Below are 23,255 nucleotides of genomic sequence, written 5' to 3' on the forward strand. Positions count from 1 at the left end.
CAAGCTAATGACCGACTTCCGTCGCGACGAAAGTGGTGTCGCCCTGGTCACCGTCATTGGCCTGGCGCTTGTCATGCTTCTCCTGACTGCCACCGCGCTTAGCTTCACCGCTAGCGGCACCATCAAAGCGCGCGACGATCAGGATTCGACTGCCGCACTAGCGGCGGCCTACGCCGGCGTGGACGAATACGGCAGTCGACTGTCTAATGACAGCACCTACGAGAAGTTCGGCAATCCGGCTGCCCCCTTCACTATCGGGACCGGAAGCACGACGACCGTTTCGATGCCCGTGCCTGGCAACGAAAACCCCGCCTTCGGTGTGGGAAGCGCGGGCACCTGGGGAACCGTCGCCGGCGCTGGAGGTCGGGCGTCGTTCCGTTACGAGGTAGACAATTCCTTATACTCGTCATCCGGAATCGTGCGGATCCGATCCACCGGCAAAGTCGGCGCGTCGACTCGCAGCATTGTCGCCAACCTCAAGCAGAAAGGGTTCATCGACTTCCTCTACTTCACCAATTACGAATTCATGGACCCGCAGATTACGGGAAGTACCCGCTGCGTCGATCCTGCCGATGTGCGGCACGCCCCGCACGACCCGGATTGCACGGAAATTCAATTCGCAAGCGGGGACGTCCTCGATGGGCCCGTTCACTCCAACGACCAGATGCGTATTTGTGGAGCGAAGTTTCTCCAGGGAGTAACCACGAGCAGTACGTTGACACCGAATTACGTCAACACCTGCCCAGGAACCCCAATCGTGTTCGGAACAGGCACGCCGGCCCCGACGGGTCCCGTGTGGGCCCCGTCTCTTGACATGCCGCCCACAAACGCGTCCATGCCTAACGAGACGCGCGTCGACTTGCCCGCGGATGTTCCGCGGCCGGGGTGTATGTACACCGGACCGACCACGATCACGTTCGACGCGACTGGTCATATGCGCGTCACTTCTCCATGGACAAAGTTCACGAGGCCGTCGTACACCGTGGGAATTCTGAGTCAGAACCCTGTCGAGTGCGGTGACCTGGCCTCATTGAACTCGCCAGCAGGTGCCCTTGTGACCGTTCCGGATCAGAACCTGATTTTCGTTCAAACCGCTTCGTCGACCTCAACAGACCCCAACTACTGGGCTCCGGGAGTCACGCCCGCCAACTTCAGCTGCACCGGCAGTGGCGGAGATCAGGGCTGGACCTACGGTTCCCCGGTTACCCTGCGCTACCCGGTTGCAACCGAGGATCGCGCACCGACGTCCACGTCTGCCCTTCCGGCCTACCAGTGCAGGACGGGCGACGCATTTGTGAAGGGCGTCGTCAAGGGTGCGGTCACGGTTGCAACCGACAACTTCATTTACGTCACGGGTAACCTCACCTATGTCGATCCGGCCTTCGACGTTCTCGGGCTCGTCGCGCAAAACGCTGTGTGGGTGTGGAACCCGATGGATTGCCCGGCCTCCGGCGGACGCGCTGCCTGCACGGAAGTAACCACGGCCAATGGAGGAGCGCCTCTCGGCGACAGGGAAATCGACGCTGCGATTCTGTCGATTAATCACACGTTCCAGGTGCAGAACTACGACACCGGTGGCAGCCACGGCACACTAACGGTCCTGGGAGCTATCGCACAGAAGTTCCGCGGTACCGTCGGCACCGGCTCCGGCGACACGGGCTTCCTGAAGAACTACAAGTACGACAGCCGACTGCACGGGGCAGCACCGCCCAAGTTCCTCGCCCCGACGTCGACGACCTACGGGGTCACCCAGTACGTCGATGTTGCGACGGCTTTCGCGGCAAACGGGTCGGCCCTTCCCTGATGGCCGTCACTGAGCTGCTGCCCGTCATCGTCGTGCTGTGCGCCGTGGTCGGTCTCGTCGTCGGCTCCTTCCTCAACGTCGTGATCTACCGCGTTCCGGCAGGCCTCTCGATCGTGTCACCGCCCAGCGCGTGTCCGCGCTGCGGGGCCTCCATCCTTCGACGGGACAACATTCCGGTGGTCTCCTGGGCTCTCCTGCGCGGCAAGTGCCGCGACTGCCGGACGAAGATTTCGGTGCGGTATCCACTCGTGGAAGCCGGAACTGCCGTCTTCTTCGTGGTGGTCGCCGTCTACGTGTGGACTGGTGCGTACGCTGGCCAAGTTGGACCCGACAGCGCGGGTGCGTCCTGGATCCCCGCAATGCTCGTTTTGCTCGCGATCTTGTACCTGGCGGCGGTGAGTATCGCACTGGCACTGATCGACCTCGACACCCATCGGCTGCCAAACAGGATCGTGCTGCCGAGCTATCTCGTCGGGGCAGGGCTGCTCGGGTCGGCATCAATCGTGACGGGTGACTATGCGTCGCTGATCCGTGCTGGCATTGGTCTCGCAATCCTTTGGGCCCTGTACCTGGTCATGGCGCTCGCTTATCCAGGCGGAATGGGTTTCGGCGACGTCAAACTCGCCGGTGTGCTCGGACTCTTCCTCGGTTACCTCGGCTGGGGGCCCCTTGTGGCCGGCGCCTTCGCGGCCTTCCTGCTGGGCGGGGTTTTCGCGATCGGCTTGCTCGCAACCCGACGCGCCAATCGCAAGAGTGGAATCCCTTTTGGGCCCTGGATGCTGGCGGGCGCGTGGGTCGGAATCTTCTGGGGAAACCAATTGTGGAACAGCTACCTGAGCTTCATCGGCATAACACAGTGACGGAACGCAACATCGTTGCTCGTAGTGACGTCCAAATCAGTAGAGGAATGACAACGTGACAACAAGCATCGTGGGGATAGACATCGGGAGCTCGGTTCTGCGAGCCGTCGAAGTGAGCGACCCGCAATCTGTCAAACCGATCCTGCTCCGCTACAGCCAGATTGGCCTGCCGGACGGAGCGGTCAACAGCGGCGAGGTCATAGAACCGAACACCGTTGCCGCAGCGCTCAAGCAGCTTTGGTCGTCCGGTGGGTTCAAATCCAAGAACGTCGTGCTCGGCATGGGCAACCAGCGGGTCCTCGCCCGCGACCTGAGCGTCCCGAAAATGTCACTTGCCCGTATCCGTGAATCTTTGCCGTTCGAGGTGCAGGAAATGCTCCCGATCCCGGTGGCCGAAGCCTTGCTCGACTTCTACCCGGTCTCCGAATCTGAGGGTGAGAATGGACCGGTCGTCAACGGGCTGTTGATCGCGGCGGTCAAGTCGGCTGTACTCGCGAACGTCAAAGCCACTCAGCTCGCGGGACTGATGACTGTCGACGTAGATCTGATTCCATTCGCTTTGACTCGCATTCTCGTGAGCAGACCGGGCATCGCCGGCACGGTCGCGTTGGTCGACATCGGTGGCAGTACCACGAGTGTCGTCATCGCGACGAACGGGGTTCCGCAATTCGTGCGAATTATTGCTACAGGCGGTGATGACATTTCGCGAGCCCTGCAGGACGAACTCAAGTCGACTCCCGAACAGGCAGAATCGGCCAAGTGCGGTCTCGGACTGGCCACCGGAACTGTGCCCGAGGCGGACAAGCGTGCTGTGGAAGTCATTTACAAGATCGCGAGTGAACAGTTGACGAGCCTCCGCAACACCATCAGCTATTTCGTCAACACACGGCCGACCAATCCGGTGGGCCAGATCGTGCTCAGTGGGCGCGGCGGGCAATTGCGCGGGTTGCCCGAAGCACTCGCCGAGATGACCCGAATGCCCGTGGTCGTCGGTGACCCGTTTGTCACGGTCGGTCTCGCGCGGGACGTCGACGCGAACGACCTCAGGCTCAGCGGGTCTACATTTGCCGTGGCGCTCGGCCTCGCCTTGGGAAGTGCAGCATGAGCCGCGCCAGCAAGGCCGCGGAGCTCATCGTCGGCGGTGTGCCCCGTGTAGATCTTCTCCCCCCGGAGATCTACAAGGAGCGTGCTGCTGCCGTCATCCGGCGGCGCCTGCTGATCGGTGTTTTCGGTGTGATCGCCATCATGGCCGTCGGAACCGGCGCCTCGACCGTGCTCGCACTCCAGGCCCAGAGTCAGCTGGCGAACGAACAGGCACGCACCTCGAGTCTCGTCGCCGAGCAAACCAAGTACATCGAAGTTCGATCCGTGCAGGCGAAAGTCACGCTTGTGCAGGCCGCCCAGCAAGTGGGGGTGTCGACGGAAATCGACTGGAAGAAGTACCTCGACAGCGTGCAGGCCACCCTGCCGTCCACCGTTTCGATCGACACGGTGACTCTGGACTTTGCCTCCCCGATATTTGCCTATGCGCAGCCCACTGCGCCGCTTCAGGGCGCCCGCGTCGGTACTGTGAAGTTCACCGCGAAGAGTGCAGTGCTGCCTGACGTCCCCACCTGGCTCAACGCGCTCTCCACTCTGCCGGGATTCGCTGACGCATTGCCCGGGTCTGTGACTCTGGATGCGACCACGAAGACTTACACCGTCGACATCACCATGCACGTCAATGATGCCGCGTACGCCAAGCGCTTCGCGACTGTGGGGAAATGAACATGGACAAGAACAGGATCTGGGTTATCGGGTCAGTCGTCGTCATGGTCGCCGTCCTAGCGATGGGCCTGCTGCTCGGCATCCAACCGCAGCTCGCTGCGGTCGCGACAGCCGATCAGGCGCGCGCCGCCGTGGAGGCGTCGAATGCAGGGCAGGCAGCGGTGCTGGCCAAACTCAAATCCGACTACGCCGGTATCGATGCGCTCAAGGCCGAGCTGGTTCCCCTGCAGGCTTCCGTGCCGAGCGGCACGGAGATGCCGAGTTTTGTCACTCAGCTCGATGCGCTCGCCGGGTCGAAGTCGGTGACTCTGACCGGCATGACCGTGTCCGATGCCGTTCCGTATGCGGCTCCGGCCGCACTCGCTTCAACCGGTACGGATAGCGCCACGACCGGAACGCCCGCGGCCGTCATGCCGGTCACGAACGCGCAGATCACGGCAACGACTTTCGCTTCGCTCGCGGTGTCGATCACGGTCACAGGAAGTTACGCCCATGCCCTCGACTTCATCAGCGGACTTCAGAGCGGTCAGCGGCTCTATTTGGTGACCGGGATCACGACGGCACCTCTCGCCGCGGACTCGACCACCGACTCGAAGACGAGCGCGACAGGGGACATCACGGCCACAATCACCGGCCTCGTCTACGTGCTCGTCCCACCCGCGACTGCGGCGACACCCGCGGCGACTGCGGCCGCGACGCCGACGCCTACCCCGACGCCCGCGGCGAAATAGCCCCGAACGGCCGCCGCACCGAATCACAAATCGCGCGGCCAAGCTCCCGATCGGGGGCCGGGCATGTTGTTATGGTTGCTGCAGAGAGCTACGGCCACCCGGCCCGCGAGGAGTGCAGCATGAGCGACCCGACATCAGACGAGCGCAACACGACCCCCGAGACGGATGCCCCGACGGCCGCGTACGCGCGGTCCGAGACGGACCCGACCGACCAGCCGGCTCCGAGCGAGCCGGCGCACGCCGCCGCAGTGCCCGCTGACGAGTCGGTACCGGCCCCGCTCGCCGAGCCCGCGGCATCCGCCCCCGTCGCCCCTGTCGTCGTCCCCGAGCCGGTCGGCGAGCCGATCTCCTACGAGACCCCCACGGCCGTCTCGGCCGAGGCCGCACATGAGGACGCCCAGGTCGCCACGCAGGACCAGACGGCAGCGGAGCATGCTCCCGTCACCGACTACACCCCCGGCTACACGCCCGCGGTTCCCGTGCAGGCGCCCGCGGGCCCCATCTACATCCAGGCCCCGGCCCCGCCCGTCGACAAGGGCAACCGGGGTGCCGGAGTGCTGCTTGTGCTTCTCGCGACAGTTGTGTACTCCATCGTCTACGCGCTCGTCGCCTTCGGCATCGCCGGGGCCGGCAGCGGCTCGGTCGCCGACGCCGCCGCGAAGTTCACCGACTTCATCGTGCTTCCGGTCTTCTACGTGCCCGCCGTGTTCTTCTTCATCGGGTTCTCCCTGCTCGTGCTGATCGTCAACCGCGGCGGCTGGTGGGCATACGTGCTCTTCGGCTTCCTCGTGGCCGTCATCGTGTACTTCTCCTACATCGGAGCGGCGCTGCTGACCGTGCAGGCCTGGAACTTCACCCCGTCCGAAGCGGTCCGCTTCATCACCGCGCAGTGGCTCAGCCCGTACGCGATCGCCGCCGCCGTCGTCGCCCGCGAGGTGCCGATCTGGTTCGGCGCCTGGATCGCCCGCCGCGGACGCACCGTCACGGCCCGCAACGCCGCCGCCCGCCAGGACTACGACCGCCGCCTCGCCGAAGGGCCGCAGCTCTCCCGTCCGCAGTAATCCCGAACAGTCCGAAGCCGGCCGGCGGAATCGCCGTAGCGGTGCAGCCCCCGCAGCGGGGGAGTGAGGCCTGAGCGATGCGCGACTATCAGCGATACGCGGCCGTCGTCGCCGTGTTCGCGGCCGTGCTCTACGCGGCGCTGCTCGTCGCGGCCTTCGGCATGATCAGCCTGCTCGCCGACATCGAGGTCATCCCGGTGACGGATGCCGGCCCGCTCGTCGGTCCCGGAATGGCGGCGGCGGCCGTGCTGCTGGTTTTCGCTCTCCTGCTGTGGCTCGGGCTGCGGGCATCGCCGCGCCGCCAACGGGTGGCGCTCGGGTACGCGGCCGGAACCGGCATCGCCGCGTTCCTCGGGTTCGTCGCCGCCGGCTCCGTGCTCTATCCCCTGGGAAACGGGCAACTGTTCAGCGGGCTGACCTTCGCCGCGGCGGTGCTGCGCGAGCCGTTCGCGGCGACGACCGGCATCCTCGCCTTCGTCGTCACCCTGCTGTATTCGCTCGTGCTCGCCTCCCGCATCAACGAACACGGCCGTCCGCTGTGGCCCTGGGAACGCCCGGACGAATAGGGCGAAATCTCCCCGCCGAACACCTGCGGCATCGAGTAACCTTAATGTCCATGGATGGTTCCATCGAAGCACGCGTCGGCGATGTCGTCGACGACTGGCTGAGCTGGCTCCCCAAGTGGCGACCCGGCACGCACACCCGCAGGACGCGGCTGTGCCGCACCTGTTTCGGTTCGCCCGTCATCCGCGCCGCCGGCCTCACGACCGATGTCCCGCACGCGGTGCAGCACGCCCTCGCCATGCGCGTGAAGGCTGTGATCGACGGCTCCGTCGACGCGTACACCGAGTCCACCCTCCCGCTGCTCAGCCGGGAGATCCGTGCGAACGAGGAACGCAAGGCCGCCGTGGCGAGCTATCGCCCGGCCGACGGCCTCGACCCCGAGTTCGCCGGCCTCGAGCTCGACCCGCCCGCCGAACGTGAGGCGCCCTACCTCTTCACATTCGCCGAACTCGCCCGCCCCGCCTCCCCGGCCGCGTTCGTCGCCGAACCGGCGCCACTCACCGCGGAGGAGAAGGCGGCAATTCGCGCCGAGCTGCGCCTCGCCGACGAGTACGCGGCCGAGGTCGGCGGCCAGGTCTGCATGGCGTTGTACCGCCATCGTGAGCGGATGCGGGCCGCGGTGAACGAGTTCGTCGAGCCCTGGGTGCAGTCCCTGCTCGCCGATCTCGACAGCACCCTCAACTCCCCGCTCTGGCCTCACGGCCTGTGAGTCGCGGACGAGTGGGGGACAAGCCGCGTGGGCCACGCGCGTGCCCGGCCCGCCGCATCCGCTCGACGGAGGCTCGCCATTTGACCGGGCTACCCGAGGGGAGTTAGTATTTCGGGGTGTGCGCTTCGTCGTGCGCTTGAGTCATGCCATCGCGATCTCGTCGTGCCGCACCTTGGGCGCCCAGACACGGCACGCATGCTGGGTTTGCTCACCGAGCAGCCCCCACGGCATACCCACTGAAACGCGCGGAACTTGTTCCGCGTGCGCCGGCGGGTCCAGATGAACTCGACAAGGACCGGAAACGGAACGAATCGAATGCTAACCATCAATGAGCTGTCACCGTGCAGCAATAACAAGGAGTAATTAGTGCCAACCATTCAGCAGTTGGTCAGGAAGGGCCGCAGCCCCAAGGTCACCAAGACCAAGGCTCCCGCCCTCAAGGCCAACCCGCAGCAGCGCGGCGTGTGCACCCGCGTGTACACCACCACCCCGAAGAAGCCGAACTCGGCTCTCCGCAAGGTCGCCCGCGTCAAGCTGTCGAACGGTACCGAGGTCACCGCCTACATCCCCGGCGAGGGTCACAACCTGCAGGAGCACTCGATGGTGCTCGTGCGTGGCGGTCGCGTGAAGGACCTCCCCGGTGTTCGTTACAAGATCGTTCGCGGCGCACTGGACACCCAGGCTGTCAAGAACCGCAAGCAGGCTCGTAGCCGCTACGGCGCCAAGATGGAGAAGAAGTAATGCCTCGTAAAGGCCCAGCGCCCAAGCGTCCCGTTATCGCTGACCCGGTATACGGCGCCCCCATCGTCTCCCAGCTCGTCAACAAAATCCTCCTCGACGGCAAAAAGGGCCTCGCCGAGCGCATCGTTTACGATGCACTCGAGGGCGTCGTTGCCAAGAACGGTGCGGATGCTGTCGTCACGCTGAAGAAGGCGCTCGACAACGTGCGCCCCACCCTCGAGGTGCGTTCGCGCCGCGTCGGTGGTTCCACCTACCAGGTGCCGGTCGAAGTCAAGCCGCACCGCGCCAACACCCTGGCTCTCCGCTGGTTGACCAGCTACGCCAAGGCCCGTCGCGAGAAGACCATGACCGAGCGCCTCACCAACGAGATCCTCGACGCGTCCAACGGCCTCGGTGCCGCGGTCAAGCGTCGTGAAGACACACACAAGATGGCCGAGGCGAACAAGGCCTTCGCACACTACCGCTGGTAGTCGCGATCCGGTGAGCGAGCGGGGCGGGTCACCCGCCCCGCTCGCCCACCGGCTTGTCTTGTTTCGCCCCACACACCCCCAAAAAACGTCCGGAGGACACCCGTGGCACTTGATGTGCTCACCGACCTGAGCAAGGTCCGCAATATTGGCATCATGGCGCACATTGACGCTGGCAAGACCACCGTCACTGAGCGCATCCTGTACTACACGGGTGTCAACCACAAGATCGGCGAGACCCACGACGGTGCCTCGACCATGGACTGGATGGCGCAGGAGCAGGAACGTGGCATCACGATCACCTCCGCTGCGACGACCTGTTTCTGGGCCGGCAACCAGATCAACATCATCGACACCCCCGGCCACGTGGACTTCACCGTCGAGGTGGAGCGTTCGCTCCGCGTCCTCGACGGCGCGGTTGCCGTGTTCGACGGCAAGGAGGGCGTTGAGCCCCAGTCCGAGACCGTCTGGCGCCAGGCCGACAAGTACGACGTTCCCCGCATCTGCTTCGTCAACAAGATGGACAAGCTCGGCGCGGACTTCTTCTACACCGTCGACACCATCGTCAAGCGCCTCGGCGCGAAGCCGCTCGTCATCCAGCTGCCGATCGGCGCCGAGAACACCTTCGAGGGTGTTGTCGACCTCGTCGAGATGCGTGCACTGACCTGGCGCGGCGACTCCAAGGGTGACGTCGAGATGGGCTCCCACTACGAGATCGAGGTCATCCCGGCCGACCTCGTCGAGCAGGCCGCGGTCTACCGCAAGCTGCTCCTCGAGACCGTCGCCGAGACCGATGACGACCTCATGGAGAAGTACTTCTCCGGCGAAGAGCTCACCGTCTCCGAGATCAAGCACGCGATCCGCAAGCTCACGGTCAACAGCGAGATCTACCCGGTCCTCTGTGGCTCCGCGTTCAAGAACCGCGGCGTCCAGCCGATGCTTGACGCCGTCATCGACTACCTCCCCACCCCGCTCGACGTGCCGGCCATCGAGGCCCACGACGCGCGAGATGAAGAGGTCGTCGTCATGCGTCACTCTGATGCGTCCGAGCCGTTCACGGCCCTCGCGTTCAAGGTCGCGGTGCACCCGTTCTTCGGTCGCCTCACCTACATCCGCGTCTACTCGGGACACCTCGACTCCGGCGGCCAGGTCATCAACTCGACCAAGGGCAAGAAGGAGCGCATCGGCAAGATCTTCCAGATGCACGCCAACAAGGAGAACCCGGTGGCCTTCGTGACCGCCGGTCACATCTACGCGGTCATCGGCCTCAAGGACACCACCACCGGCGACACCCTGTGCGACCCGAACCACCAGGTCGTACTCGAGTCGATGACGTTCCCTGACCCGGTCATCGAGGTTGCGATCGAGCCGAAGACGAAGCAGGACCAGGAAAAGCTGGGTCTCGCGATCCAGAAGCTGGCCGAAGAAGACCCGACCTTCCGTACCGAGCAGAACCAGGAAACTGGCCAGACGGTCATCAAGGGAATGGGTGAACTTCACCTGGACATCCTCGTCGACCGCATGCGTCGCGAGTTCAACGTCGAGGCCAACGTCGGCAAGCCCCAGGTCGCGTACCGCGAGACGATCCGCAAGGCCGTCGAGCGTCACGACTACACCCACAAGAAGCAGACCGGTGGATCCGGCCAGTTCGCGAAGATTCAGATCGCGATCGAGCCGCTTGAAATTACTGCCGAAAAGGGTTACGAGTTCCTGAACAAGGTCACCGGTGGCCGCATCCCCAGGGAATACATCCCCTCGGTCGACGCGGGCATCCAGGACGCCATGCACGTCGGTGTTCTGGCCGGCTACCCGATGGTCGGCGTTCGCGCCAGCCTGCTCGACGGTGCCGCGCACGACGTCGACTCCTCGGAGATGGCGTTCAAGATCGCCGGTTCGATGGGCTTCAAGGAAGCCGTCCGCAAGGCGAACCCTGTTCTTCTCGAGCCGCTCATGAGCGTCGAAGTTCGTACGCCTGAGGAATATATGGGCGACGTCATCGGCGACCTCAACTCCCGCCGTGGTCAGATTCAGACCATGGAAGACGCGAGCGGCGTCAAGGTCATTCGTGCCTTCGTTCCGCTTTCGGAGATGTTCGGTTACATCGGCGACCTGAGGTCCAAGACCTCCGGGCGTGCCGTGTACTCGATGACCTTCGAGAGCTACGCCGAGGTCCCCAAGGCTGTTGCCGAAGAGATCATCCAGAAGAACAAGGGCGAATAGCCTGGGGCCCTCGGGCCTTTTCCGGGCCTTCGGGCCGAATCGCTTCGGCCTCCCGGCCCGAGTAACATAAGTACACAAATCCAGCAGTTTCACCGGCCGCAAACCAGCGGGCGGTGAAGCCGAGAGTCCTGAGGAGGACCCACAGTGGCCAAGGCCAAGTTCGAGCGGACTAAGCCGCACGTAAACATCGGAACGATCGGTCACGTTGACCACGGAAAGACCACGCTGACTGCAGCGATCTCCAAGGTCCTTGCCGACACGTTCCCTTCCAAGACCAACGTTCAGCGCGACTTCGCGTCGATCGACTCGGCTCCGGAAGAACGCCAGCGCGGCATCACGATCAACATCTCCCATGTTGAGTACGAGACCGAAAAGCGTCACTATGCGCACGTCGACGCACCGGGCCACGCTGACTACATCAAGAACATGATCACCGGTGCCGCACAGATGGACGGCGCGATTCTCGTTGTCGCCGCAACTGACGGCCCGATGGCTCAGACCCGTGAGCACGTTCTTCTCGCCAAGCAGGTCGGCGTGCCGTCCCTGCTCGTCGCGCTGAACAAGGCCGACATGGTCGACGACGAAGAGATCCTTGAGCTCGTCGAGCTCGAGGTTCGCGAACTCCTCACCGCCCAGGGCTTTGACGGCGACAACGCTCCTGTTGTCCGCGTGTCGGCGCTCAAGGCGCTGGAAGGCGACCCGAAGTGGGTCGGCAACATCCTGGAGCTCATGCAGGCCGTTGACGACTACTTCCCGGAGCCCGTCCGCGACAAGGACAAGCCCTTCCTCATGCCGATCGAGGACGTCTTCACGATCACCGGTCGTGGCACCGTCGTCACCGGCCGCGCCGAGCGTGGAACCCTCAAGATCAACTCCGAGGTCGAGGTTGTCGGCATCCGCCCGACGATCAAGACCACGGTCACTGGTATCGAGATGTTCCACAAGCAGCTCGACGAGGCATGGGCCGGCGAGAACTGTGGTCTTCTTCTTCGTGGCACCAAGCGCGAAGACGTCGAGCGCGGCCAGGTCGTCGTCAAGCCGGGTTCGGTCACGCCGCACACCGACTTCGAGGGCACCGCGTACATCCTGTCAAAGGAAGAGGGCGGCCGTCACAACCCGTTCTACGCGAACTACCGTCCGCAGTTCTACTTCCGTACCACCGACGTCACCGGCGTCATCACGCTGCCCGAGGGCACCGAGATGGTCATGCCCGGCGACACCACCGACCTGACTGTCGCGCTGATCCAGCCGATCGCCCTGGAAGATGGACTCGGCTTCGCTATCCGTGAAGGTGGCCGCACCGTCGGCGCCGGAACCGTGACGAAGATCATCAAGTAGTTCTTCACCACCTGCACCACTGAAACGGGTCGGTCCTTCGGGGCCGGCCCGTTTTTGCGTCCCCGCGAGACCCTTGTCGTGGGCGTGCCCCGGTTCTATCGTGGGTCGCGGTCGCACTGAAGCGGCCGGACTGGAGTGGATCATGGGACTGGACGACATCACGAAGAAGGCCCAGGAGTTCCTGGGCGACAGCAAGGTCACCGAGGCCCTGCACAGCGAGCAGGCCGAGGACATCAGCGACAAGCTGCTCGACGGCACGGCCGACGCGGTCAACAAGGTCACCGGCAACAAGTTCGAAGACCAGATCGAGCAGGCCCGCGCCGCCGCCGATACTCACGTCGGCACCGACTAGCGCTCGCGCGGCGAGCGTCCGCAGCGAGCGTCCGAGTCGGCCGCGGCGCTCAGGACGCACCACTCGAGCGCGGGTGTTCCGCCGTTCCGCGGGTGCTGTGCCAGGCGCTGAACGGCGGAACACCCGCGCTCGAGTCTGAACGCAGTCCTCCACAGGAGTGGATGTCGTCGGTAACGCACGAATGAAGCCTTCGACCTCCAGATGTGCTCCGTGGGTCACATGCTCTGCAGCATGACTGAACACATTCCACCGGACCACCCTGCGGACCACTTGTTGTCCGTAGCCGACTATCAGCATTGGGGGAGGCTGACGGGAAGATCAAGTACTTCGATCCCGTCATGAGGGACGGGCGTACGCCCGAGGAAGTGCTGTGGGATGAAAAGCGCCGTGAAGATGGGGTGCGTCGGCAGGTGCACGGCTTCACTCGCTGGGGTTTCTCCATTGCGTTGAGCAGGATGCGCTTTGCGCGGGCGTCTGCTGGAGCTTGGGCTGCCTGTTCGGAGACCGGGCCTCCGCACGTGGTGAATGGCGTGTCTGTATCGAGCGCGGGCGTTGCGCCGCTTTGCGGGTGGTTGACCACCCGCGCAACGGCGCAACACCCGCGCTCGACGAAGGGCGGGCCCCGGCAGAGGGAAACGAGCGCGAAACGGGCAGCGAAGCGCTGGAAACGGGGCGAAAGGGGGCCGAAACGCGCGACACGCCGGTCGCGACACGCCCGGGTTGCACAAAGACCTACCCCTGTGGCAGACTCTTCTAGTTCAACACTTTCGACTGCCGCGCTGCACGCGGTGTCGGGATCACTGCCAGGCAGTGCATAACCGGTGTCCACAGGGCGCACGGTTAGGCCGCGGGTAGCAGAACAGAGCTTAAACCAACAGCCGGGAAAGCATGGGAAATCCATGCCTTCCCCCATGCCCCGGTATGGAGAAGCGGTTGGCTCGGTTCAAAGTCGTGCGGCTGGAAGGCTGCGGGACGAGGAATCGAAATTGACAGATGAACAGTGGTGCGACAGCAGCAGTGCTACTACGGCGTCCAATGCAGCCTTCGGGATGTACGAAGCCTTGACAAGAAAGAGAGTTCGACATGGCGGGACAGAAAATCCGCATTCGGCTTAAGTCTTACGACCACGAGGTCATTGACATCTCGGCGCGCAAGATCGTCGACACCGTGACCCGTGCGGGCGCGACAGTCGTCGGCCCCGTGCCGCTTCCGACCGAGAAGAACGTGGTGTGTGTCATCCGTTCCCCTCACAAGTACAAGGACAGCCGGGAGCACTTTGAAATGCGCACCCACAAGCGTCTGATCGACATCATTGACCCCACCCCGAAGGCCGTCGACTCGCTCATGCGTCTCGACCTTCCGGCGGACGTCAACATCGAGATCAAGCTCTAGGGCCCGCGATGTCTTACTCCGATACCAAGACCACCAAGGGTCTCCTCGGCAAGAAGCTCGGCATGACCCAGGTCTGGGACGAGAACAACAAGCTCGTTCCCGTCACCGTCATCGAGATCTCGCCGAACGTTGTCACCCAGATCCGCAGCAAGGAAATCGACGGCTACGCCGGCGTCCAGATCGCTGCAGGCGCCATCGACCCGCGCAAGGTGAACAAGCCTTCCGCCGGACACTTCGAAAAGGCGGGCGTCACGCCTCGCCGTCACCTCACCGAGCTCCGCACCGCGGATGCCGCTGACTACACCCTGGGACAGGAACTCACCGTTGACGGTGTCTTCGTTGCCGGCTCCAAGGTTGACGTCATGGGCACGAGCAAGGGTAAGGGTTTCGCCGGTGTTATGAAGCGTCACAACTTCAAGGGTGTCTCCTCCTCCCACGGTTCCCACCGCAACCACCGCAAGCCCGGTTCCATCGGTGCTTCCTCGACCCCGAGCCGTGTCTTCAAGGGCATGCGCATGGCCGGTCGTATGGGTGGCGAGCGCGTCACCGTGCTGAACCTCAAGGTTCACGCCATTGATGCCGAGAAGGGCCTCATGCTGGTCAAGGGTGCCGTTCCCGGTGCCAAGGGCCGCCTCGTATTCGTCCGCACTGCCGTGAAGGGAGCGTAACCGCATGGCCACCACGCTCGATCTCATCGATGCAACCGGCGCAAAGTCCGGTTCCGTTGAACTGCCCGCCGAAATCTTCGACGTCCAGACCAACATCCCCCTGATCCACCAGGTCGTCGTCGCGCAGCTCGCTGCCGCACGCCAGGGCACGCACAAGACCAAGCGCCGCGGAGAAGTTTCCGGTGCCGGTCGCAAGCCCTTCAAGCAGAAGGGAACCGGTCGCGCTCGTCAGGGCTCGATCCGCGCGCCCCAGATGACCGGCGGTGGCATCGTCCACGGACCGACGCCCCGCAACTACGAACAGCGCACCCCCAAGAAGATGATCGCGGCAGCACTGCGCGGATCGCTTTCCGACCGCGCCCGCGGCGACCGTCTCCACGTCGTCACCGCACTGTTCACTGCAGAGACGCCCAGCACCAAGGGCGCCATCACGCTGCTCACCCAGATCGCCAGCAGCAAGCACGTGCTGGTCGTTCTCGAGCGCACCGATGAGCTGACACTGCGCAGCATCCGCAACCTCCCGACGGTGCACGTGCTGTCCTGGGACCAGCTGAATGCCTACGACGTTCTCGTCAGCGACGACATCGTCTTCACCCTGGGCGCGTTCGACGCGTTCGTGGCGAGCAAGACCAAGAAGGAAGAGGTGTCCGCATAATGGCTACCCCGATCAACAAGGATCCCCGCGACGTCATCATCGCTCCGGTCGTCTCTGAGAAGAGCTACGGCCTGATCGACGAGGGCAAGTACACCTTCATCGTGGACCCGCGCTCGAACAAGACCGAAATCAAGCTCGCGATCGAAAAGATCTTCAAGGTGGAGGTCGCTTCGATCAACACCATGAACCGCATCGGCAAGACGCGTCGCACGAAGTTCGGTCAGGGCAAGCGCAAGGACACCAAGCGTGCCATCGTCACGCTCAAGTCCGGTTCCATCGACATCTTCACGGCCGTCGGCTAAGCGGCGCGGACTAGAGGAATAAGAAATGGCTATTCGTAAGTTCAAGCCCACGACTCCTGGTCGTCGCGGTTCATCTGTTGCGGACTTCGCAGAGATCACCCGTTCGACCCCGGAGAAGTCCCTGCTTCGCCCCCTGTCCAAGACCGGTGGCCGTAACAACCAGGGTCGCATCACCACCCGTCACATCGGTGGTGGACACAAGCGTCAGTACCGTCTCATCGACTTCCGTCGTAACGACAAAGATGGCGTCAACGCCAAGGTCGCTCACATCGAGTACGACCCGAACCGCACGGCGCGCATCGCGCTCCTGCACTTCGTTGACGGCACCAAGCGCTACATCATCGCCCCGAACAAGCTGAACCAGGGCGACATCATCGAGTCGGGTTCGGGTGCTGACATCAAGCCCGGCAACAACCTGCCGTTGAAGAACATCCCCACCGGTACCATCATCCACGCGGTCGAACTGCGTCCGGGCGGCGGTGCCAAGATGGCCCGCTCCGCCGGTTCGTCGGTTCGCCTCGTTGCGAAGGATGGCATCTACGCCCAGCTGCGCCTGCCGTCCGGAGAAATCCGCAACGTCGACGCCCGCTGCCGCGCCACGATCGGCGAGGTCGGCAACGCCGAGCAGTCGAACATCAACTGGGGCAAGGCCGGCCGGATGCGCTGGAAAGGCGTTCGCCCGACCGTTCGTGGTGTTGCCATGAACCCGGTCGACCACCCGCACGGTGGTGGCGAGGGAAAGACGTCCGGTGGACGTCACCCCGTCAGCCCCTGGGGCCAGAAAGAAGGCCGTACCCGGCACCCGAACAAGGAAAGCGACAAGCTCATCGTTCGTCGCCGTACTGTCGGCAAGAAGCGTAAGTAGGAGTAGACGATGCCACGCAGTCTCAAGAAAGGCCCTTTCGTTGACGACCACCTGCTTCGCAAGGTTGTCCGGGCGAATGAAGCCAGCAGCAAGAACGTAATCAAGACCTGGTCGCGCCGTTCGATGATCATCCCCGACATGCTCGGGCACACCATCGCGGTTCACGACGGACGCAAGCACATCCCGGTGTTCGTCACCGAGAGCATGGTCGGGCACAAGCTCGGCGAGTTTGCGCCCACCCGCACCTTCCGTGGTCACGTGAAGGACGACAAGAAGGGCCGTCGCCGCTAACGCGGTGACGTGAAGGAGGAGAAGAAATGGTGGAGTCGATCGCACGCGTGCGTCACATCCGCGTTACCCCCCAGAAGGCTCGTCGCGTCGTCAACTTGATCCGCGGCAAGCAGGCCCACGAGGCCCTGGGAATCCTGAAGTTCGCAGCGCAGGGCGCCAGCGACCCGGTGTACAAGCTGGTGGCCTCGGCCATCGCGAATGCACGAGTCAAGGCCGATGCAGCGAACACATACCTGGACGAGCAGGACCTCTTCGTGAGCCAGGCATTCGTTGATGAGGGTACGACCCTCAAGCGTTTCCAGGCCCGCGCACAGGGTCGCGCATTCCAGATCAAGAAGCGTACGAGCCACATCACTGTTGTGCTCGCCACTCCTGAGGAGGGTACGAAGTAATGGGTCAGAAAGTAAACCCGTATGGCTTCCGTCTGGGAATCACGACCGACCACGTGTCGCGTTGGTTCTCTGACAGCACGAAGCCGGGCCAGCGTTACAGCGACTTCGTCGCTGAAGACGTCAAGATCCGCCGCCTGCTGAGCACGACCCTCGACCGCGCGGGAGTTTCGCGCATCGAGATCGAGCGCACCCGTGACCGCGTTCGCGTCGACATTCACACCGCCCGTCCGGGCATTGTGATCGGTCGTCGTGGCGCCGAGGCCGAGCGGATCCGCTCCGACCTCGAGAAGCTCACGAGCAAGCAGATCCAGCTCAACATCCTCGAGGTCAAGAACCCTGAGGTCGACGCCCAGCTCGTTGCCCAGGGCATCGCAGAGCAGCTCTCCGCTCGTGTGGCTTTCCGCCGCGCGATGCGCAAGGGCCTGCAGGGCGCCCAGCGCGCCGGCGCCAAGGGTGTTCGCATCCAGGTGTCCGGTCGTCTCGGCGGCGCTGAGATGAGCCGCTCGGAGTTCTACCGCGAGGGACGCGTGCCACTGCACACCCTGCGTGCGAACATCGACTACGGCTTCTACGAAGCCAAGACCACCTTCGGCCGCATCGGCGTGAAGGTCTGGATCTACAAGGGCGACATCACCAACAAGGAACTCGCCCGCGAGCAGGCCAACGCTAAGTCGTCCCGCCCCGAGCGTCGTGACGACCGACCCCGCCGTGCGCCCCGCGCAGAGGCCGCGGCGCCGGTTGCAGCAGGAGTTGAGGCATAACCATGTTGATTCCACGCAGAGTCAAGCACCGTAAGCAGCACCACCCGGGCCGTACCGGCCACGCAACCGGTGGCACCGAGCTGTCGTTCGGCGAGTACGGCATCCAGGCCATCACCCCCGCGTATGTGACCAACCGTCAGATCGAGTCCGCTCGTATCGCGATCACCCGTCACATGAAGCGCGGCGGCAAGGTCTGGATCAACATCTATCCTGACCGCCCGCTCACCAAGAAGCCGGCCGAAACCCGCATGGGTTCCGGTAAGGGTTCTGTGGAGTGGTGGGTCGCCAACGTGAAGCCGGGTCGTGTGCTCTTCGAAATCGGCGGTGTCACTGACATCGTCGCCAAGGAAGCGCTCACCCGCGCCATTCACAAACTGCCGTTGAAGGCACGCATCATCAAGCGCGAGGAGGGCGACGCATAATGGCGATCGGATCCAAGGAGCTCGCCTCAGTCGAGCTCGACACTTTTGAAAACGAACGACTGTTCGACGAGCTGAAGAAGGCCAAGGAAGAGCTGTTCAACCTGCGCTTCCAGTCGGCCACCGGTCAGCTTGAAAGCCACGGCCGCCTCCGCGCGGTCAAGCGCGACATCGCTCGTATCTACACGGTTCTCCGTGAGCGCGAGTTGGGCATTCGCCCGACGCCCGCACCGGTCGAAGCGGCCGTCAAGGCCGACAAGGCAGAGAAGAAGCCCAAGAAGGCCCCTAAGGCTGCAGAATCCGAAACGGATGCTGTCGCTGAGGCCGTCGAAACGAAGGAGGCCTAGTCATGGCGAAGACTGACGAAACGGTCGTCGCAGCCGAGGCAGAAGCTCTCGTTCGCGGCTACCGGAAGACGCTGCGCGGCTACGTGACCAGCGACAAGATGGACAAGACCATCGTTGTCGAGGTCGAAGACCGCGTGAAGCACCCGTTGTACGGCAAGGTCATCCGCCGTACGTCCAAGCTGAAGGTCCACGACGAGGCGAACATCGCCGGCGTCGGAGACCTGGTCCTGATCAGTGAGACCCGTCCGCTGAGCGCCACCAAGCGCTTCCGCCTGGTCGAGATCCTCGAGAAGGCCAAGTAAGCCTCGCGCTTACTTGATAGAAGGGTATAAAAAGTGCTTCAGCAAGAATCACGACTCAAGGTTGCCGACAACACGGGTGCCAAGGAACTGTTGACCATCCGCGTCCTCGGTGGCTCCGGTCGTCGTTACGCAGGCCTCGGTGACACCATCGTCGCCACCGTCAAGGACGCGATCCCGGGCGGAAACGTCAAGAAGGGCGACGTCGTCAAGGCCGTCGTCGTTCGCGTCAAGAAGATGACCCGTCGTCCAGACGGTTCGTACATCAAGTTCGATGAGAACGCCGCAGTGATTTTGAAGAACGACGGTGACCCCCGGGGCACCCGAATCTTCGGACCGGTCGGTCGCGAGCTTCGCGACAAGAAGTTCATGAAGATCATCTCGCTGGCACCGGAGGTTATCTAAATCATGGCCAGACTCAAAAAGGGTGACCTCGTACAGGTCATCAGCGGCCGCAGCCAGGCACGCGGCGGCGACCGTGGCAAGCAGGGCAAGGTCATCGCCGTGCTCGTGGAGAAGAACCGTGTCCTCGTCGAGGGCATCAACTTCGTCACGAAGCACGTTCGTGTCGGCCAGACCCAGCGCGGCACCAAGACCGGCGGCATCGAGACCATGGAGGCGCCGATCCACGCGTCCAACGTGGCCATCGTCGACCCGGAGACCAAGAAGCCGACTCGCGTCGGCGTCCGCATCGAAGAGGTAACGAAGGACGGCGTCACCAAGACGGTCCGCATCCGTTACGCCAAGAAGTCAGGGAAGGACCTCTGATGACCGACACGATCGTTGCTGCGGGCGAAGCGCCCGTCAAGACGCTTCCGCGTCTCAAGCAGAAGTACCGCGACGAGATCTCCGCCAAGCTCTCCACCGAGCTCGGTTTCACGAACGTTCACCAGATTCCGAACCTCGTGAAGATCGTCGTCAACATGGGTGTCGGCGAGGCAGCTCGCGACGGCAAGATCATGGATGGCGCCGTCTCCGACCTCACCAAGATCACCGGCCAGAAGCCGCAGGTCACCAAGGCCCGCAAGTCCATCGCGCAGTTCAAACTGCGCGAAGGACAGCCCATCGGAACCCACGTCACCCTCCGCGGCGACCGCATGTGGGAATTCCTGGACCGGCTTCTGAGCCTCGCCCTTCCCCGTATCCGTGACTTCCGCGGCCTCTCGGACAAGCAGTTCGACGGTGCAGGCAACTACACCTTCGGTCTCACCGAGCAGGTCATGTTCCACGAGATCGACCAGGACCGGATCGACCGTCTTCGCGGTATGGACATCACCATCGTGACGACCGCCAAGAACAACGAAGAAGGCCGTGCGCTGCTCAAGGCGCTTGGCTTCCCCTTCCAGACGGCCGAGAACACCAAGTAGTACCGGCTAGTTTTAAACCCTGGGGCTGGACAACCGTCCAGCCCCACCACGACCAAGGTCGTCACCCGTGTAACGGATGAACGAAACCAGGCGAGAAAGGCACCACAAATGACAATGACAGATCCGGTCGCAGACATGCTGACCAGACTGCGCAACGCTAACTCGGCGTACCACGACACAGTGTCGATGCCGCACAGCAAGCTCAAAGCGCACATCGCAGACATCCTCAAGGCGCAGGGTTACATCTCCGCCTGGGATGTCAAGGATGCAGAGGTCGGAAAGACCCTCACGCTGAACCTCAAGTTCGGTCCGAACCGCGAGCGTTCCATCGTCGGCATCAAGCGGGTTTCCAAGCCCGGCCTGCGCGTGTACGCAAAGTCGACCGAAATCCCCACCGTTCTCGGTGGCCTCGGCGTTGCCATCCTGTCCACCTCCAGCGGTTTGCTCACCGACCGTCAGGCCGAGAAGAAGGGCGTAGGCGGAGAAGTTCTCGCCTACGTGTGGTAGTCGACAATGTCACGTATTGGAAGACTCCCCATCCCGATCCCCGCGGATGTCACGGTTGCCACTGAGGGCCGCCTCGTCAGCGTCAAGGGCCCGAAGGGTGAGCTTGCGCTCACCGTCGCCAACCCGATCCAGGTGTCGATCGAAGACGGCCACGTTGTCGTCACCCGTCCGGACGACGAGCGCGCATCGCGTTCGCTGCACGGCCTGACCCGCACCCTGATCGCCAACCAGATCATCGGGGTGACCGTGGGTTACACCAAGGGCCTCGAGATCGTCGGTACCGGTTACCGCGTCGCCCAGAAGGGCACCGCGGTCGAGTTCGCCCTTGGCTTCTCACACCCGGTCCTCATCGAGCCGCCCGTCGGCATCACCCTGACCGTCGAGGGCGTCAACCGCCTCACGGTCGGTGGCATCGACAAGCAGGCCGTCGGCGAGGTCGCCGCCAACATCCGTAAGATTCGCAAGCCTGAGCCCTACAAGGGCAAGGGTGTGCGTTACGCCGGCGAGATTGTTCGCCGCAAGGCCGGAAAGAGTGGTAAGTAACCATGGGTCTCGGAACTAGAGGTAAGAGCAAGGCCGCTGCCCGCGGACGCAGGCACACACGTCTTCGCAAAAAGGTCGTTGGGACGGAGCTTCGTCCCCGTCTCGTCGTCACCCGTTCGGCTCGCCACGTCTTCGTGCAGGTCGTCGACGACAGCAAGGGTTTCACCCTTGCGTCGGCATCCACGCTCGAGACGGACATGCGCACCTTCGATGGTGACAAGACCGCCAAGGCCCGTAAGGTCGGTGAACTCGTCGCCGAGCGCGCGAAGGCCGCCGGTATCGACGCCGTCGTATTTGACCGTGGCGGCAGCAAGTACGCGGGACGCGTCGCTGCCATCGCCGAGGGAGCTCGAGAGGGTGGATTGAACCTGTGACCGCTGAAACCAGTAACACAGCAGCCAAGGAGACCGTGGTGGCCGCTGAGGCACCCGTCGAAACCGCTGCGTCAACCGCTCCGGCACAGAACGAGCCTCGTGAGGCTCGTCGTGGTGGCCGTGAGCGCAACCCGAACAAGGATCGCGGAAGCCGCGACGCCGACAAGAGCCAGTTCCTGGAGCGCGTTGTCACCATCAACCGCGTTTCCAAGGTGGTGAAGGGTGGTCGTCGCTTCAGCTTCACCGCCCTCGTCGTCGTCGGTGACGGAAACGGACTCGTCGGCGTGGGATACGGCAAGGCCCGCGAGGTCCCGACCGCTATCTCCAAGGGCGTCGAGGAAGCGAAGAAGAACTTCTTCCGCGTTCCCCGCGTCGGCCTGACGATCCCGCACCCCGTCCAGGGCGAAGCCGCAGCGGGCGTTGTCCTGTTGCGTCCCGCCGCTGCCGGTACCGGCGTTATCGCCGGTGGCCCCGTCCGCGCCGTGCTCGAATGCGCCGGCATCCACGACGTCCTGAGCAAGTCGCTCGGTTCGTCGAACACCATCAACATCGTCCACGCCACCGTCGAGGCACTGCACCAGCTCGAAGAGCCGCGTGCCGTTGCCGCCCGTCGTGGCCTCGCGTACGAAGACGTGGCCCCGGCCCGTTTCCTGCGCGCCGACGCCGCGGCTGCTGCTGCAGCAGCGGCAGCAAAGGCAGGTGCCTGATGGCTCGCCTCAAAGTGACACAGATCAAGTCCAAAATTAGTGAGAAGCAGAACCAGCGCGACACGCTTCGCAGCCTGGGTCTCAAGCGCATTGGCGCTGTCGTGATCCGCGAGGACAACTCGCAGAACCGCGGCTATGTCAACACGGTTGCTCACCTCGTGAAGGTCGAGGAGATTGACTAATGGCTGACGAGAAGGACGCTGCCGCCAAGGCAGCAACCAAGCCCGCCACCGCAAAGAAGGCTGCCCCCAAGGCTGCCGCCGCGAAGACTGCACCCGCTGAGAAGCGCGAGCAGGTGCTGAAGGTCCACCACCTTCGCCCCGCTCCCGGTTCGAAGAAGGACCGTATGCGCGTCGGCCGCGGTGAAGGATCCAAGGGTAAGACCGCGGGTCGTGGCACCAAGGGCACCAAGGCACGCTACAACGTGCGCATCGGCTTCGAGGGTGGGCAGATGCCTCTGCACATGCGTACCCCGAAGCTGCGCGGGTTCAAGAACCCGTTCCGCGTCGAGTACCAGGTCGTCAACCTCGACCGTCTTGCCGAGCTCTACCCGAACGGTGGCGATGTCACCATCGCCGACCTGGTCGCCAAGGGCGCCGTTCGTGACAACGAAAAAGTCAAGGTGCTCGGTAACGGTGAAATTGCCGTTAAGCTGAACATTGCGGTCGACAAGGTCTCCAGCTCAGCTGAGCAGAAGATCGTCGCCGCGGGTGGCTCAATCAAGTAAGTCCGTAGACGCTGATCGAGCTTGT

Annotated in this window: 33 protein-coding genes; all 33 read left to right on the plus strand. The window is 63.6% G+C overall.

Features of this window, described 5'->3' with window-relative positions; translation table 11 throughout:
- Window positions 1-7 precede the first annotated feature (7 nt).
- The 33 genes from E3O39_RS05915 to rplO all read left to right on the plus strand — a co-directional run bounded on the left by E3O39_RS05915 (window position 8) and on the right by rplO (window position 23,230).
- Window positions 8-1,804 carry a hypothetical protein gene (locus E3O39_RS05915; protein WP_134449874.1) on the plus strand — a complete coding sequence of 599 codons (1,797 nt, stop codon included), beginning with the start codon at window positions 8-10 and terminating at the stop codon, window positions 1,802-1,804.
- Window positions 1,804-2,664 carry an A24 family peptidase gene (locus tag E3O39_RS05920; protein ID WP_134449875.1) on the plus strand — a complete coding sequence of 287 codons (861 nt, stop codon included), beginning with the start codon at window positions 1,804-1,806 and terminating at the stop codon, window positions 2,662-2,664. Before E3O39_RS05915 ends, E3O39_RS05920 begins: the two co-directional genes overlap by 1 nt.
- 55 nt (window positions 2,665-2,719) lie before the next feature.
- The gene (gene pilM / locus E3O39_RS05925) at window positions 2,720-3,769 is read left to right on the plus strand and encodes a type IV pilus assembly protein PilM (RefSeq protein ID WP_134449876.1); all 1,050 of its coding nucleotides are present in this window, start codon (window positions 2,720-2,722) and stop codon (window positions 3,767-3,769) included.
- On the plus strand, window positions 3,766-4,431 hold the full coding sequence (locus E3O39_RS05930) for a hypothetical protein (protein WP_134449877.1): 666 nt from the start codon (window positions 3,766-3,768) through the stop codon (window positions 4,429-4,431). Before pilM ends, E3O39_RS05930 begins: the two co-directional genes overlap by 4 nt.
- A gap of 2 nt (window positions 4,432-4,433) precedes the next feature.
- A complete protein-coding gene (locus tag E3O39_RS05935; protein WP_134449878.1) occupies window positions 4,434-5,162 on the plus strand; it encodes a hypothetical protein in 729 nt (242 codons plus the stop codon).
- Window positions 5,163-5,281: 119 nt separating this feature from the next.
- Window positions 5,282-6,223, plus strand: a complete 942-nt coding sequence (locus tag E3O39_RS05940) for a hypothetical protein (protein WP_134449879.1) — start codon at window positions 5,282-5,284, stop codon at window positions 6,221-6,223.
- Between the two features lie 77 nt (window positions 6,224-6,300).
- Window positions 6,301-6,789 carry a DUF6121 family protein gene (locus E3O39_RS05945; RefSeq protein WP_134449880.1) on the plus strand — a complete coding sequence of 163 codons (489 nt, stop codon included), beginning with the start codon at window positions 6,301-6,303 and terminating at the stop codon, window positions 6,787-6,789.
- Window positions 6,790-6,839: 50 nt separating this feature from the next.
- Window positions 6,840-7,496 (plus strand): spermidine/putrescine ABC transporter substrate-binding protein, encoded by a 657-nt coding sequence (locus E3O39_RS05950; RefSeq protein WP_134449881.1) that lies wholly within the window; start codon window positions 6,840-6,842, stop codon window positions 7,494-7,496.
- 366 nt (window positions 7,497-7,862) lie between these two features.
- A complete protein-coding gene (gene rpsL / locus E3O39_RS05955) occupies window positions 7,863-8,237 on the plus strand; it encodes a 30S ribosomal protein S12 (protein WP_055787040.1) in 375 nt (124 codons plus the stop codon).
- Window positions 8,237-8,707, plus strand: a complete 471-nt coding sequence (gene rpsG / locus E3O39_RS05960; protein WP_066597688.1) for a 30S ribosomal protein S7 — start codon at window positions 8,237-8,239, stop codon at window positions 8,705-8,707. The genes rpsL and rpsG overlap by 1 nt, the downstream gene beginning before the upstream one ends.
- Before the next feature lie 102 nt (window positions 8,708-8,809).
- Window positions 8,810-10,924: an elongation factor G gene (gene fusA, locus E3O39_RS05965; RefSeq protein WP_134449882.1), complete on the plus strand. Its 2,115-nt coding sequence runs from the start codon at window positions 8,810-8,812 to the stop codon at window positions 10,922-10,924.
- A 144-nt stretch (window positions 10,925-11,068) separates the two neighbouring features.
- The gene (gene tuf, locus E3O39_RS05970; protein ID WP_134449883.1) at window positions 11,069-12,262 is read left to right on the plus strand and encodes an elongation factor Tu; all 1,194 of its coding nucleotides are present in this window, start codon (window positions 11,069-11,071) and stop codon (window positions 12,260-12,262) included.
- 142 nt (window positions 12,263-12,404) lie between these two features.
- Window positions 12,405-12,614: an Rv0909 family putative TA system antitoxin gene (locus tag E3O39_RS05975; protein ID WP_174774565.1), complete on the plus strand. Its 210-nt coding sequence runs from the start codon at window positions 12,405-12,407 to the stop codon at window positions 12,612-12,614.
- Between the two features lie 1,083 nt (window positions 12,615-13,697).
- A complete protein-coding gene (rpsJ, locus tag E3O39_RS05985) occupies window positions 13,698-14,006 on the plus strand; it encodes a 30S ribosomal protein S10 (protein WP_035834607.1) in 309 nt (102 codons plus the stop codon).
- Between the two features lie 8 nt (window positions 14,007-14,014).
- Window positions 14,015-14,674 (plus strand): 50S ribosomal protein L3, encoded by a 660-nt coding sequence (gene rplC, locus E3O39_RS05990; RefSeq protein WP_134449885.1) that lies wholly within the window; start codon window positions 14,015-14,017, stop codon window positions 14,672-14,674.
- Between the two features lie 4 nt (window positions 14,675-14,678).
- On the plus strand, window positions 14,679-15,329 hold the full coding sequence (gene rplD, locus E3O39_RS05995; protein WP_134449886.1) for a 50S ribosomal protein L4: 651 nt from the start codon (window positions 14,679-14,681) through the stop codon (window positions 15,327-15,329).
- A complete protein-coding gene (rplW, locus tag E3O39_RS06000; RefSeq protein ID WP_104100968.1) occupies window positions 15,329-15,631 on the plus strand; it encodes a 50S ribosomal protein L23 in 303 nt (100 codons plus the stop codon). The genes rplD and rplW overlap by 1 nt, the downstream gene beginning before the upstream one ends.
- A gap of 25 nt (window positions 15,632-15,656) precedes the next feature.
- Window positions 15,657-16,496: a 50S ribosomal protein L2 gene (gene rplB, locus E3O39_RS06005; protein ID WP_134449887.1), complete on the plus strand. Its 840-nt coding sequence runs from the start codon at window positions 15,657-15,659 to the stop codon at window positions 16,494-16,496.
- 9 nt (window positions 16,497-16,505) lie between these two features.
- Window positions 16,506-16,787 carry a 30S ribosomal protein S19 gene (rpsS, locus tag E3O39_RS06010; protein WP_134449888.1) on the plus strand — a complete coding sequence of 94 codons (282 nt, stop codon included), beginning with the start codon at window positions 16,506-16,508 and terminating at the stop codon, window positions 16,785-16,787.
- Window positions 16,788-16,813: 26 nt separating this feature from the next.
- On the plus strand, window positions 16,814-17,179 hold the full coding sequence (gene rplV, locus E3O39_RS06015; RefSeq protein ID WP_134449889.1) for a 50S ribosomal protein L22: 366 nt from the start codon (window positions 16,814-16,816) through the stop codon (window positions 17,177-17,179).
- Window positions 17,179-17,940, plus strand: a complete 762-nt coding sequence (gene rpsC, locus E3O39_RS06020) for a 30S ribosomal protein S3 (protein WP_134449890.1) — start codon at window positions 17,179-17,181, stop codon at window positions 17,938-17,940. Before rplV ends, rpsC begins: the two co-directional genes overlap by 1 nt.
- Before the next feature lie 2 nt (window positions 17,941-17,942).
- Window positions 17,943-18,362: a 50S ribosomal protein L16 gene (gene rplP, locus E3O39_RS06025; RefSeq protein WP_134449891.1), complete on the plus strand. Its 420-nt coding sequence runs from the start codon at window positions 17,943-17,945 to the stop codon at window positions 18,360-18,362.
- Window positions 18,362-18,706 (plus strand): 50S ribosomal protein L29, encoded by a 345-nt coding sequence (gene rpmC / locus E3O39_RS19745; RefSeq protein ID WP_134449892.1) that lies wholly within the window; start codon window positions 18,362-18,364, stop codon window positions 18,704-18,706. The genes rplP and rpmC overlap by 1 nt, the downstream gene beginning before the upstream one ends.
- Window positions 18,707-18,708: 2 nt before the next feature.
- Window positions 18,709-19,008, plus strand: coding sequence for a 30S ribosomal protein S17 (gene rpsQ / locus E3O39_RS06035; RefSeq protein WP_134449893.1), 300 nt, complete (start codon window positions 18,709-18,711; stop codon window positions 19,006-19,008).
- A 33-nt stretch (window positions 19,009-19,041) separates the two neighbouring features.
- On the plus strand, window positions 19,042-19,410 hold the full coding sequence (gene rplN / locus E3O39_RS06040; RefSeq protein WP_134449894.1) for a 50S ribosomal protein L14: 369 nt from the start codon (window positions 19,042-19,044) through the stop codon (window positions 19,408-19,410).
- A 3-nt stretch (window positions 19,411-19,413) separates the two neighbouring features.
- Window positions 19,414-19,773: a 50S ribosomal protein L24 gene (gene rplX / locus E3O39_RS06045; protein ID WP_134449895.1), complete on the plus strand. Its 360-nt coding sequence runs from the start codon at window positions 19,414-19,416 to the stop codon at window positions 19,771-19,773.
- Window positions 19,773-20,372, plus strand: coding sequence for a 50S ribosomal protein L5 (gene rplE, locus E3O39_RS06050; protein WP_134449896.1), 600 nt, complete (start codon window positions 19,773-19,775; stop codon window positions 20,370-20,372). The genes rplX and rplE overlap by 1 nt, the downstream gene beginning before the upstream one ends.
- 108 nt (window positions 20,373-20,480) lie before the next feature.
- On the plus strand, window positions 20,481-20,879 hold the full coding sequence (gene rpsH / locus E3O39_RS06055; RefSeq protein WP_066597609.1) for a 30S ribosomal protein S8: 399 nt from the start codon (window positions 20,481-20,483) through the stop codon (window positions 20,877-20,879).
- 6 nt (window positions 20,880-20,885) lie between these two features.
- Window positions 20,886-21,422 (plus strand): 50S ribosomal protein L6, encoded by a 537-nt coding sequence (rplF, locus tag E3O39_RS06060; RefSeq protein WP_134449897.1) that lies wholly within the window; start codon window positions 20,886-20,888, stop codon window positions 21,420-21,422.
- Between the two features lie 2 nt (window positions 21,423-21,424).
- Window positions 21,425-21,796: a 50S ribosomal protein L18 gene (gene rplR / locus E3O39_RS06065; protein ID WP_134449898.1), complete on the plus strand. Its 372-nt coding sequence runs from the start codon at window positions 21,425-21,427 to the stop codon at window positions 21,794-21,796.
- A gap of 35 nt (window positions 21,797-21,831) precedes the next feature.
- Window positions 21,832-22,503, plus strand: coding sequence for a 30S ribosomal protein S5 (gene rpsE / locus E3O39_RS06070; RefSeq protein ID WP_104101028.1), 672 nt, complete (start codon window positions 21,832-21,834; stop codon window positions 22,501-22,503).
- The gene (gene rpmD / locus E3O39_RS06075; RefSeq protein WP_174774564.1) at window positions 22,503-22,685 is read left to right on the plus strand and encodes a 50S ribosomal protein L30; all 183 of its coding nucleotides are present in this window, start codon (window positions 22,503-22,505) and stop codon (window positions 22,683-22,685) included. The genes rpsE and rpmD overlap by 1 nt, the downstream gene beginning before the upstream one ends.
- Entirely contained in the window at window positions 22,685-23,230 is a 546-nt protein-coding gene (rplO, locus tag E3O39_RS06080) for a 50S ribosomal protein L15 (protein WP_134449899.1), read from the plus strand. The genes rpmD and rplO overlap by 1 nt, the downstream gene beginning before the upstream one ends.
- Window positions 23,231-23,255: the final 25 nt, after the last annotated feature.

It is taken from the genome of Cryobacterium sp. MDB2-A-1 (genome assembly GCF_004402675.1).
GTDB classification, from domain to species: Bacteria; Actinomycetota; Actinomycetes; order Actinomycetales; family Microbacteriaceae; genus Cryobacterium; species Cryobacterium glucosi.

What these genes read in the sequence shown, in the direction of transcription:
- E3O39_RS05920 (WP_134449875.1), top strand. Translation starts at nt 1,804, where the DNA reads ATGGCCGTCACTGAGCTGCTGCCCGTCATCGTCGTGCTGTGCGCCGTG.
- rpsS (WP_134449888.1), top strand. Translation starts at nt 16,506, where the DNA reads ATGCCACGCAGTCTCAAGAAAGGCCCTTTCGTTGACGACCACCTGCTT.
- rpsC (WP_134449890.1), top strand. Translation starts at nt 17,179, where the DNA reads ATGGGTCAGAAAGTAAACCCGTATGGCTTCCGTCTGGGAATCACGACC.
- rplD (WP_134449886.1), top strand. Translation starts at nt 14,679, where the DNA reads ATGGCCACCACGCTCGATCTCATCGATGCAACCGGCGCAAAGTCCGGT.
- rplB (WP_134449887.1), top strand. Translation starts at nt 15,657, where the DNA reads ATGGCTATTCGTAAGTTCAAGCCCACGACTCCTGGTCGTCGCGGTTCA.
- rpmC (WP_134449892.1), top strand. Translation starts at nt 18,362, where the DNA reads ATGGCGATCGGATCCAAGGAGCTCGCCTCAGTCGAGCTCGACACTTTT.
- E3O39_RS05935 (WP_134449878.1), top strand. Translation starts at nt 4,434, where the DNA reads ATGGACAAGAACAGGATCTGGGTTATCGGGTCAGTCGTCGTCATGGTC.
- rplX (WP_134449895.1), top strand. Translation starts at nt 19,414, where the DNA reads ATGGCCAGACTCAAAAAGGGTGACCTCGTACAGGTCATCAGCGGCCGC.
- E3O39_RS05945 (WP_134449880.1), top strand. Translation starts at nt 6,301, where the DNA reads ATGCGCGACTATCAGCGATACGCGGCCGTCGTCGCCGTGTTCGCGGCC.
- rplR (WP_134449898.1), top strand. Translation starts at nt 21,425, where the DNA reads ATGGGTCTCGGAACTAGAGGTAAGAGCAAGGCCGCTGCCCGCGGACGC.
- rpmD (WP_174774564.1), top strand. Translation starts at nt 22,503, where the DNA reads ATGGCTCGCCTCAAAGTGACACAGATCAAGTCCAAAATTAGTGAGAAG.
- E3O39_RS05915 (WP_134449874.1), top strand. Translation starts at nt 8, where the DNA reads ATGACCGACTTCCGTCGCGACGAAAGTGGTGTCGCCCTGGTCACCGTC.
- rplV (WP_134449889.1), top strand. Translation starts at nt 16,814, where the DNA reads ATGGTGGAGTCGATCGCACGCGTGCGTCACATCCGCGTTACCCCCCAG.
- rplC (WP_134449885.1), top strand. Translation starts at nt 14,015, where the DNA reads ATGTCTTACTCCGATACCAAGACCACCAAGGGTCTCCTCGGCAAGAAG.
- rplP (WP_134449891.1), top strand. Translation starts at nt 17,943, where the DNA reads ATGTTGATTCCACGCAGAGTCAAGCACCGTAAGCAGCACCACCCGGGC.
- rpsJ (WP_035834607.1), top strand. Translation starts at nt 13,698, where the DNA reads ATGGCGGGACAGAAAATCCGCATTCGGCTTAAGTCTTACGACCACGAG.
- rplE (WP_134449896.1), top strand. Translation starts at nt 19,773, where the DNA reads ATGACCGACACGATCGTTGCTGCGGGCGAAGCGCCCGTCAAGACGCTT.
- E3O39_RS05940 (WP_134449879.1), top strand. Translation starts at nt 5,282, where the DNA reads ATGAGCGACCCGACATCAGACGAGCGCAACACGACCCCCGAGACGGAT.
- E3O39_RS05930 (WP_134449877.1), top strand. Translation starts at nt 3,766, where the DNA reads ATGAGCCGCGCCAGCAAGGCCGCGGAGCTCATCGTCGGCGGTGTGCCC.
- rplO (WP_134449899.1), top strand. Translation starts at nt 22,685, where the DNA reads ATGGCTGACGAGAAGGACGCTGCCGCCAAGGCAGCAACCAAGCCCGCC.
- rplF (WP_134449897.1), top strand. Translation starts at nt 20,886, where the DNA reads ATGTCACGTATTGGAAGACTCCCCATCCCGATCCCCGCGGATGTCACG.
- rpsH (WP_066597609.1), top strand. Translation starts at nt 20,481, where the DNA reads ATGACAATGACAGATCCGGTCGCAGACATGCTGACCAGACTGCGCAAC.
- rplW (WP_104100968.1), top strand. Translation starts at nt 15,329, where the DNA reads ATGGCTACCCCGATCAACAAGGATCCCCGCGACGTCATCATCGCTCCG.
- E3O39_RS05950 (WP_134449881.1), top strand. Translation starts at nt 6,840, where the DNA reads ATGGATGGTTCCATCGAAGCACGCGTCGGCGATGTCGTCGACGACTGG.
- E3O39_RS05975 (WP_174774565.1), top strand. Translation starts at nt 12,405, where the DNA reads ATGGGACTGGACGACATCACGAAGAAGGCCCAGGAGTTCCTGGGCGAC.
- rpsG (WP_066597688.1), top strand. Translation starts at nt 8,237, where the DNA reads ATGCCTCGTAAAGGCCCAGCGCCCAAGCGTCCCGTTATCGCTGACCCG.
- rpsQ (WP_134449893.1), top strand. Translation starts at nt 18,709, where the DNA reads ATGGCGAAGACTGACGAAACGGTCGTCGCAGCCGAGGCAGAAGCTCTC.